The following is a 10343-nucleotide window of genomic DNA, read 5'->3' on the forward strand; positions in this document are numbered from 1 at the left end:
GCATAGTTATTCTACGTTCAAGTTCATTAACGCAGCATCAGAGCCGCTAAAACTCGCCTGTAGGAGTGTTTTTGGCTTGCTACTTCTACGTTGAATAAACTCATAAGGGAATAACCATTATGTCATTACTCACTTTGAATTAGCCTGCCTTGAATTAGCTTGCCAAAAACGCTCTGAGTAGATCAACTTCTTATACTGATTGGTATTAAATCACTTTAGTAAATTAATTCTGGCTCTGGATGCTTTAGCTAGATCACTTAGTAATTTTTCTGAATCTTCCCAGTGAATACAGGCATCGGTAATACTCTTTCCGTATACAAGTTCTTCACCAGCAACTACTTTTTGGTTGCCTTCTTCGATAAAACTTTCTGCCATGATGCCTGCAATGGCTGTTGAACCCGCGGCCATCTGCTGCATAATTGAATCAGCAACGTTTAATTGTTGTTTATGCTTCTTCTGGCTATTACCGTGGCTAAAATCGACAACCATACGTTGAGTCACACCCACACTATCTAGTTGAGTAGCGGCTTTTTCTATATCTTCGCTATGGTAGTTCGGTTGCTTACCACCACGTAAAATAATGTGTCCATAAGGGTTACCATGAGTACGGTAAACTGCCATTGCACCATCTTTATCTGGTGAGTAGAAGATATGCGGAGCCTGCGCTGCTCGTACTGCATCAACGGCAATATCGATGTTACCGTCAGTACCATTTTTAAAACCAACTGGGCATGAAAGTGCTGACGCCATCTCACGGTGTATTTGGCTTTCTGTAGTACGTGCGCCAATCGCGCCCCAAGTGATCAAGTCTGCAATGTACTGACCATTAACCATATCGAGGAATTCTGTTGCGATAGGTAGTTTTAGTTCAGTGATCTGCTGCAAAAGGTGGCGCGCTTTACGCAAACCTTTATTAGGGCTAAAGCTGCCATCTAAATCGGGATCAGAAATAAGTCCTTTCCAACCAACCGTAGTACGTGGCTTTTCAAAATAGACACGCATAAGGATACATAGATCATCCTTATATTGTTGATGTAACTTTGCTAAACGTTGAGCGTAATCGAGTGCTGCTTCTGTGTCATGTATTGAGCATGGGCCGATGATGACGAGTAATCGTTGATCATCGCCATTGATAATAGCCTCTACTTCACGGCGCTGCTCAACGAGATAGTCAGCAGCATTTTGAGTTAAAGGGTATTCAGAAGCGAGTTGTGCAGGTGAAATTACCTTACATAAAAGTGAGGTGCGTAGTTCGTCTGTTTTAATGGTCATTCACAATACCGAGCGTTCGTATGGGCTTTTTGCCTGATTACTTCGGATTATAACGAATCATAGCGTTATGCACAGTGGCAAATAACGGAAATTTAGCGCTAATTTGCCTCTTATTAGCAACTATTTGATTTATGTTATGCATAAGTAGTGCTGAAATGCTTGATTAGCTTTATATAGTTGTTGTGCAGGTAAGCACTGGTTAGTGCGCATAGGAAGTAGGAAAATAAGCAGCGGTTATGTGTTATTCATTCAAAAAAACACAGTGGATAGTTATTTTTAATCAACAAAAAGGCCAGCACGAGGCCAAATGTCTTCATGTTTCGATGAATGAAGGCTTTAAAAAAGCCTTCATTCATTATCAGCATTAGAACATATGACGCTCTAAGCTGGTTGCTTCTAAGATCTTGGTCGCGATCTCTTCAACCGAATGATTGGTGGTATTTACAAACGGAATACGCTCCCTTTTATACATCATTTCTACCTCTTTCACCTCAGTCCTGCATTGGCGCAGTGAAGAGTAACGACTATTCGACATACGGCTTTGGCGGATCTCATGCAAACGAACGGGATCAATGGTTAAGCCAAACAATTTGTCTTTGTTGCGCTTCAATGCTTCAGGAAGCTTCAAATTATCCATATCATCTTCTGTGAAAGGGTAGTTTGCTGCCTTTATACCAAACTGCATTGAAAGGTATAGGCTCGATGGGGTTTTACCACAGCGAGATACACCCAATAAAATAAGGTCAGCTTTGTCCATATGCTTCATGGTTTGGCCGTCATCATTTTCCATTGCGTAGTTAATCGCTTCTATACGCGCTTCATAACTGTCGTTGGTTTTACCATGAGTTCGGTGTAAAGCTGGCGTTGCAGGCATGCCTAATTGCTTCTCTAAAGGTGCAACGAATGTGTTCAAAAAGTCGTAATCGAGTCCTTCGCTGCTATAGATGATGTCTCTAATCTCTGGTTTGACGATAGAATGGAAAACCAGTGGTCGCTCACCTGTTGTAATAAAACAATCATTAATTTGAGCCTTAACGGCTTCAGCTTTTTTTTCTGTTTCAACGAACGGAATAGTAAGTGCATCAAATTCAAGGGGAAATTGACTTAGTACTGCATGGCCAAACACTTCCGCTGTGATCGCCGTCCCATCTGAGATATAAAATACTTTACGCAACATTTTGACCTCTTGTAGTAATAAAATTACAAATAAAATTATACATTTACGCTTGTTGTTGGGGAGTGTAAAATGCCGCTGCTCTCGTGTGAAGAGCCACACTAAAATATACTTGCGGAGATTAGAACTGTGCAGCAATACGTACTCTGGTATCAAGAATTAGGCATGGGTGACGTCAACAAGGTCGGCGGTAAAAACGCTTCTCTTGGTGAGATGATTAGCAATCTTTCAAATGCAGGTGTTCAAGTGCCTGGTGGATTTGCGACAACGTCTTTTGCGTTCAATGAATTTCTTGAACAAAGCGGACTTAACCAGAAGATATACGAGATTCTAGAAACTCTAGATGTAGATGACGTGAATGCACTCGCTACAGCAGGTGCACAGATTAGACAGTGGGTTATCGATACCCCGTTCCATCCAGAATTTGAGCAAGTCGTTCGTGAGTCTTACGACAAACTTGCCGCTGAAACCAGTGACGCATCTTTTGCGGTTCGCTCTTCAGCTACTGCAGAAGATATGCCGGATGCATCTTTTGCGGGACAACAAGAAACATTCCTAAACGTTAAAGGTTATGAAGCGGTACTCGTAGCAACTAAGCATGTATTTGCTTCTTTGTTTAACGACCGAGCTATTTCATACCGAGTTCACCAAGGGTATGACCATAAAGGTGTTGCACTTTCTGCTGGTGTTCAGCGTATGGTGCGCTCTGATAAGGCATCTTCAGGTGTTATGTTCACTATGGACACTGAGTCTGGTAACAATGATGTGGTATTTATTACCTCTTCATTCGGTCTAGGCGAAATGGTTGTTCAAGGTGCGGTTAACCCTGATGAATTTTATGTTCATAAGCCAAGTTTAGTTGCTGGCCATAAAGCGGTTGTTCGCCGCAATATTGGTAGCAAGCTTATTCAGATGGTGTATTCAGATGATGAATCCCACGGTAAGCAAGTTAAGATTGAAGATATCGCCGCTGATAAGCGTCGTGAATTCTCAATCAACGACGCAGAAGTACAAGAGCTTGCTAAGCAGGCGATGACAATCGAGGAGCACTACGGTCGTCCAATGGACATCGAGTGGGCAAAAGACGGTAACGACGGTAAGTTGTATATTGTTCAAGCTCGCCCTGAAACTGTTCGTTCTCGTGAAGATGTACAGCTTATTGAGCGTTACCACCTTAAGACTCAAGGTGACGTTGTTTGTGAAGGCCGTGCAATCGGACACAAGATTGGTAAAGGTGTTGCTAAAGTCCTTAAGTCAATTGACGATATGGACCAGATCCAACCTGGTGATGTACTGGTAACAGACATGACAGACCCTGATTGGGAGCCAATCATGAAGCGCGCAAGTGCTATTGTTACTAACCGTGGTGGACGAACTTGTCACGCAGCTATTATTGCTCGTGAATTAGGTGTTCCTGCAGTGGTTGGTTGTGGCGATGTAACTGAACGCATTGAGAATGGTCAGGAAGTGACTGTTTCTTGTGCTGAAGGTGACACTGGCTTTATCTACAATGGTCTGCAAGATTTCGAAGTGATTTCATCACGTGTTGATTCAATGCCTGATCTTCCGATGAAGATTATGATGAATGTCGGTAACCCTGACAGAGCATTTGATTTCGCTCGTCTGCCAAACGAAGGTGTTGGACTTGCGCGTCTTGAGTTCATCATTAACCGTATGATCGGTATTCATCCAAAGGCACTACTTGAGTTTAACCAGCAAACGGCTGAACTTCAGGAAGAGATCCACGAGATGATCGCCGGTTACGACTCGCCAGTTGAGTATTATGTTGCTCGCTTGGTTGAAGGTATTGCGACTATCGGTTCAGCATTCCACCCTAAAAAAGTGATTGTTCGTATGTCTGACTTTAAGTCAAACGAATACGCAAACCTTGTTGGTGGTGACCGTTATGAGCCAGAGGAAGAAAACCCAATGTTGGGCTTCCGTGGAGCTAGCCGTTATATCTCTGAATCGTTCCGTGACTGTTTTGCGCTAGAGTGTGAAGCAATCAAGCGTGTACGTAATGATATGGGTCTTAAGAACGTTGAGATCATGATCCCATTTGTACGCACAGTGAGCGAAGCTGAGCAAGTCATTCAGTTGCTTAAAGAGGAAGGTCTTGAGCGCGGTAAAGATGGCCTACGCGTTATCATGATGTGTGAGCTTCCATCAAACGCACTGCTTGCTGACCAGTTCCTTGAGCATTTCGATGGTTTCTCTATCGGTTCAAATGACTTAACCCAGCTAACACTTGGTCTAGATCGTGATTCAGGTATTATCAGCCACCTGTTCGATGAGCGAAACGATGCGGTTAAAGCGCTACTTGCCATGGCAATTAAAGCGGCTAAAGCAAAAGGCGCATACGTCGGTATTTGTGGTCAAGGTCCATCAGATCACAATGACTTCGCGGCTTGGTTAGTTGAACAAGGTATCGATACTGTATCGTTAAACCCAGATACCGTGATTGATACTTGGTTATACTTAGCTGAAGCACATGGCTAACGTAAGCCAGTAAAAATGGGATGTTAAATCTGCGTGATTTAACATTTCGTTAAAAACATTAAAAAAGCCGCTTTTTAGCGGCTTTTTTTTGTTTATAATGTTCGGCATAAACTTAAGAATAATAATTGACAGAAGCCGCCATGTTACCGAAGTTATCACACCAACAAACGCTTGAACCTGTTTACCTTTCCTATCTATCAACGTTAGAGGATGGTCAATTTAGTGGCGATATCGATACTCGCTATAGTGCTCGATTAGCTCAAGCTACCGATAACTCGGTCTATCAGTTCTTGCCGCAAGCAGTGATCTATCCTAAGAACGCTGATGATGTACAAGTTGCGTTAACACTTGCCAATCAACCAGAGTTTAGCAAAGTGGTCTTTAGTGCAAGAGGCGGCGGTACAGGCACCAATGGGCAGTCGTTAACCCATGGCATTATTGTCGATATGTCGCGCTACATGAATCAGGTTTTAGAAGTGAATGCGGCCGAAGGCTGGGTCAAAGTACAAGCTGGTGTAGTGAAAGACGCGCTAAATGATGCTTTGCGCCCCCATGGTTTTTTCTTTAGCCCAGACTTATCAACGTCAAATCGTGCCACTTTAGGTGGAATGATTAACACTGACGCTTCAGGCGCGGGATCATTAGTTTACGGTAAAACCTCAGATCACGTGCTGGGCTTAACCAGCATACTCTTTGATGGCAGTGAGCTTGAAACTAAGCCTGTTACACAGGCAGAACTCGATGATGTGAGTGGGATTACTGACAATGAGCTTGGTCAACAGTTACTGACAACGGTTGCCAAAATATGCAAAGACAACCGTGAGCAGATAGATCAACGTTTTCCCAAATTGAACCGTTTTTTGACTGGCTACGATCTTAAAAATGTTTGGGATGAACAGCTAGAGCAATTTGATCTTTCGCGAATATTGACTGGCTCCGAAGGGACTCTGGCGGTGATAACCGAAGCCAAGCTTAACATTACGCCGCTACCAACTTGTCGGATGATGGTTAACATAAAGTATGACTCGTTTGAGTCAGCGCTGCGTCACGCTCCTGACTTAGTTAAAGCCAATGCAACCGTTGTTGAAACCGTTGACTCAAAGGTGCTTAACCTCGCCAAAGAGGACATCATTTGGCATTCAGTGTCATCACTCATCACCGACGTACCTGGTAAAGAAATTGACGGCCTGAACATGGTTGAGTTTGCGGGTGAAAAAGCTGATGTTGAAGCCCGGCTCACTCTGCTTGAAACAATGTTAACTAAACAGCTTAAGCAGGGAGAGGCAGGGCTTTTAGGGTATCAAGTCACCTCTGACAGAAATAGCATTAACACCATATATGCTATGCGTAAAAAGGCCGTTGGTCTTTTAGGTGCCGCAAAAGGTGCACGCAAACCTTTAGCCTTTGCAGAAGACACCGCTGTGCCACCAGAGAAACTCGCCGACTTTATTATTGAGTTTAGAGCGCTGTTAGATAGCCATCAACTGCAATATGGCATGTTTGGTCATGTGGATGCCGGGGTTTTACATGTGCGTCCAGCACTGGATATGTGTGATGTAGATGATGAAAAGCTACTGAAGACGATTTCAGATCAAGTCGCAGACTTAACACTTAAATACGGCGGGTTGATGTGGGGCGAGCATGGCAAAGGTGTTCGCGGTGAATATGGCCCTGCGGTTTTTGGTGAGCACTTATATGGCTTGTTGGAAGAGGTAAAAGGATTATTTGATCCAAGCAATAAACTTAACCCAGGTAAGTTGGTTGCTCCTAAAAATAGTGGACCGATGCTCTACAATGTGGACAGTGTTAAGCGCGGTAGTTTTGACAGACAGATCCCTATTCAGACTCGTAACGCCTTTCCTGATGTGATGAATTGCAATGGTAACGGCCTGTGTTTTAACTACAGCCATTATTCACCCATGTGCCCATCTTTTAAGGTTACCGGTGATAGAGTTCAATCTCCGAAAGGACGCGCAGGGTTAATGCGTGAATGGCTACGTTTACTTGAAGCTGAAGGTATTGATGTCAATGAGCTGGCTCGTGCTAAGCCTTTAGGTTGGCTCCAAAGAGCGCAAAACAGCCTAAAAATAGATAAAGAGTATGACTATTCCCATGAAGTGATGGAGTCGCTTAAGGGCTGCTTAGCGTGTAAAGCGTGTTCAAGTCAGTGCCCTGTTAAAGTTGATGTACCAAAATTTAGAGCGCAATTCTTTGATATTTATTATCAGCGTTACTTACGACCAGCAAAAGATTACTTAGTTGCTGGTATCGAAGATTCACTGCCATTAATGGCATCAGCACCAAAACTGGTTAATGCCGTATCGCAAAATAGCTTGAGTAAGTGGGTGATTAAAAAGTCGCTCGGTTACGTTGATGCTCCAGCACTGTCGGTGCCAACTTTAAAGCAGCGCCTAGAAGGGCATGCAAGTCGAGGTTATGATCTTGCAGCATTACAGCAAATCCCCGCATCTGATCGCAGTCAGTATGTGCTAGTTGTGCAAGATCCCTTCAATAGTTTTTATGAAGCAGGCACTGTACTGCATTTTATAAAGCTTATTGAGAAGCTCGGCCTTAAACCTATATTGCTGCCATTCAAGCCAAATGGTAAACCAATCCATATTAAAGGTTTTTTAGATAAATTTGCCCGAACGGCAAAGTCGACTGCTGATTTCTTAAATGAAGTTGCTAAGCTAGATATGCCAATGGTGGGCATTGATCCTGCACTAGTGCTTTGCTACCGTGACGAATATGCAGAAGTACTTGGCGGCGCGAGAGGCGACTTCCATGTGCAGCTAGCGAATGAGTGGTTGCTTGATGTTATTGAGAAATTGCCTCAGGCTGAAGTCACAACCAGTACGAACGACGACCATGAGTTTACTTGGTTTAGTCATTGTACAGAGTCGACAGCAAAGCCCAATACCGCCAATGAGTGGAAAGGTATTTTTGAACATTTTGGCGCCAAGCTTAATACGGTCAGTCTCGGTTGTTGCGGCATGGCAGGAACCTATGGTCATGAGGCTGAAAACCTCGAACGCTCTAAAACGCTTTATGCAATGTCCTGGGAGCAAACCCTTGCAAAATTGCCGCCTTCACAAGTACTTATATCAGGCTACTCTTGTAGAAGTCAGGTAAAACGCTTTAGTGGTTTTAAACCTAAGCATCCAATAGAAGCTTTGTTAAACTTACTCTAGAGCGAATATGAAAAACTAGCCTTTGGCTAGTTTTTTTGTCTTTAAAGATGGAATGGGTTACAGAGGACTTTTAGATGACCTCAAAAATAGCAACCGCGACAGAAGCACTCAATTCGCTGAATCAAGGTGCGCCTTTATGTGATGCTAGTGCGATTTTTGAGATCACAGACAACGGCGACTGGTACTATCGTGGTGGCAAATTGCCACTTAAGTTCAGTAAACTGTTTGCCAGTATTTTACATAGGGTTGAAGGCCAATATTATTTAATTACGCCTGTGGAAAAACTAAAAGTTAACGTGGTGAGTGAAGCGCTCGTTATCGTTGATTATGATGCAAAGCAAGCGGGTACTTTTGAAGTTATATCAAGTATTGGCACTGAACATGAGCTTGCAAGTTTTGATGCTTTTACCGTAACGGACAATAAAATTGTGCTGCAGCTAGAAAGAGGGCTTGTCGCTAAGTTAAACCGAGCCTGTTTCTATCGATTTATAAATGAGTTTATAGCCTAAAGCGTGTGCTTGAGTATGAACTCGAATTAACATTTTCAAGATTATGATTTATAAGCTTTTTGATTGATAATCAATAATTAGCTATTGCTAAGGCTAGTTTCTTTTAGCGTAAGTGATAAGATTAAATGAACCGCTAAGCTGCTTAGGAGGTGCTGATTGAATCGATTTGAAAGTTTAAGTTACTTGGTCTCACATCTGAATGTTGACCTACAAAATGCGTTAGATCAGAGGCTTAAACGCTATGATCTAGACATTAAACTTTGGCCTGTGCTGTTTTCGCTATGGCAGGAAGAGGGGGTGACTCAAACTGAGTTGTCAAAGCGTTGTGATGTCGCTAACTACACTATGACTAGGCTGTTGGATCAACTGCAACAGCAGCAACTCATTACTCGCCAGCAAGACCTTGATAACCGCCGCGCATTCAATATATATCTCACTAATAATGGTAAAGCGTTAGAGCAAGACCTTATTCGTGAGGCTGAGCGGGTCAACGAGATGTTTTTGGAAAACCTAACTGTTGAAGAGCAAGCCGAATTCTTAGCCTTAATCAATAAAATTAATCGCTTCTCAGATTAGAATGGGTCGAAATTTTGAGTTTTGCCTGTTGGTGACTCTTTTTAAAAGGAATTATCATGTACCGTATTTTCGTCGTAATCATTTTAGCTTTCACTGTCACTGCTTGTTCGGTCAATATTAATAAGTCGAAAACAAAGCCAGCAGTCAAATTCGTTGAGCAAGTCAGTCAAAGCGCTGGATTTATTCAATCAATAGCGTTGGCTAATGGGTCAAGCTTAGTCGTGGAAGAGGGGCGTTTAGAGCCTCGTTCTATTGGTAGCATTAGCGTTAAGCTTTATAAAGATCTTAACGTAGGTGATTTTGTTGCTGCTGTTAATTTTCCCCGTGACGGCACCATAGTGAAGGCTGTTTTAATTGAGAATGGTGACGATAAGCAAAAGCTATCGATTACAACAGTGACGGCTGGCAGCGGCAATTATCAAGCAAGCCAGTTGATTTGCGTTACGTCTAATGAGATTGAGATTTGTTGATTGTGACTCGATAGCGTTGATTGGCAGTTTTTACTAGCTAACCATAAGTAGGAATACTGCCAATAACCCTAAAGCTAAAATGCTCTGCTGGCTCATTAGCCGACTTCGATATAACTCTCTTTTCCCCTGCTTTAAACTTGCAACTAAGTTATTTTGTTTATAGATCCTACATATGAGCTGCTCGGTGGCAGGATCAAAAAAGAGGTGCAGCCTTGCAGGTTTACCATCTCTAAGCACGACTTGGTGTTCGCTATTATGGCCGAAGTTTAATTTTCTAGAGACTCGTTTGCCGTTGACATAGGCTTGTTCCAAGCCACACCAATTACTCGCTTGTAATTCAATATTTTCGTGGTTGAGATCATACTTAAAGCAAACCATTTGACGATCCACTATTTCCCTAGGGCCTTTAATTCAAGCAGAGGAATATGACGTTTGCCAGTATGGAAAAATGAAAGTTGTATGAAAAGCGGTTATGTAGTTGGAAACATGCAGATAAAAAGTCAAAAAAAAGCCAAGCAACTGCTTTAATGCCGTTCACTTAATGTGAACGGCATTTTTATTTTTGGCATACCTTTGAGGCCTAGGTTTTACTGTTCTGGGGAAAGTTCTTTCTCTGCGCCCCTCTAAAATTAAGCTTTCAGCCATATTGTGA

Annotated in this window: 8 protein-coding genes; 5 read left to right on the plus strand and 3 right to left on the minus strand. The window is 42.7% G+C overall.

Features of this window, described 5'->3' with window-relative positions:
- Positions 1–210: 210 nt before the first annotated feature.
- Together AB4238_RS16170 and AB4238_RS16175 are read right to left on the minus strand one after the other, a co-directional pair.
- Entirely contained in the window at positions 211–1272 is a 1062-nt protein-coding gene (locus AB4238_RS16170; RefSeq protein ID WP_372034351.1) for a 3-deoxy-7-phosphoheptulonate synthase, read from the minus strand.
- A gap of 364 nt (positions 1273–1636) precedes the next feature.
- Entirely contained in the window at positions 1637–2449 is an 813-nt protein-coding gene (locus AB4238_RS16175) for a pyruvate, water dikinase regulatory protein (RefSeq protein ID WP_371994028.1), read from the minus strand.
- 126 nt (positions 2450–2575) lie between these two features.
- Between AB4238_RS16175 and ppsA the strand changes: the two genes are divergently transcribed.
- From ppsA to AB4238_RS16200, 5 genes are all read left to right on the plus strand, one after another.
- Complete coding sequence (gene ppsA, locus AB4238_RS16180) at positions 2576–4945, plus strand: phosphoenolpyruvate synthase (protein WP_372034352.1); 2370 nt, start codon at positions 2576–2578, stop codon at positions 4943–4945.
- Positions 4946–5085: 140 nt separating this feature from the next.
- On the plus strand, positions 5086–8136 hold the full coding sequence (locus tag AB4238_RS16185) for an FAD-binding and (Fe-S)-binding domain-containing protein (RefSeq protein ID WP_372034356.1): 3051 nt from the start codon (positions 5086–5088) through the stop codon (positions 8134–8136).
- 74 nt (positions 8137–8210) lie between these two features.
- Positions 8211–8645 carry a DUF1285 domain-containing protein gene (locus AB4238_RS16190; protein WP_372034353.1) on the plus strand — a complete coding sequence of 145 codons (435 nt, stop codon included), beginning with the start codon at positions 8211–8213 and terminating at the stop codon, positions 8643–8645.
- 156 nt (positions 8646–8801) lie between these two features.
- Positions 8802–9221: a MarR family winged helix-turn-helix transcriptional regulator gene (locus tag AB4238_RS16195; protein ID WP_372034354.1), complete on the plus strand. Its 420-nt coding sequence runs from the start codon at positions 8802–8804 to the stop codon at positions 9219–9221.
- 56 nt (positions 9222–9277) lie between these two features.
- Complete coding sequence (locus tag AB4238_RS16200; protein WP_372034355.1) at positions 9278–9691, plus strand: PliI family lysozyme inhibitor of I-type lysozyme; 414 nt, start codon at positions 9278–9280, stop codon at positions 9689–9691.
- Positions 9692–9724: 33 nt separating this feature from the next.
- Here the strand turns inward: AB4238_RS16200 and AB4238_RS16205 are convergent, their stop codons facing one another.
- A complete protein-coding gene (locus tag AB4238_RS16205; protein ID WP_372034357.1) occupies positions 9725–10069 on the minus strand; it encodes a hypothetical protein in 345 nt (114 codons plus the stop codon).
- Positions 10070–10343: the final 274 nt, after the last annotated feature.

It is taken from the genome of Shewanella sp. 10N.286.45.A1, assembly GCF_041470405.1.
GTDB lineage: Bacteria > Pseudomonadota > Gammaproteobacteria > Enterobacterales > Shewanellaceae > Shewanella.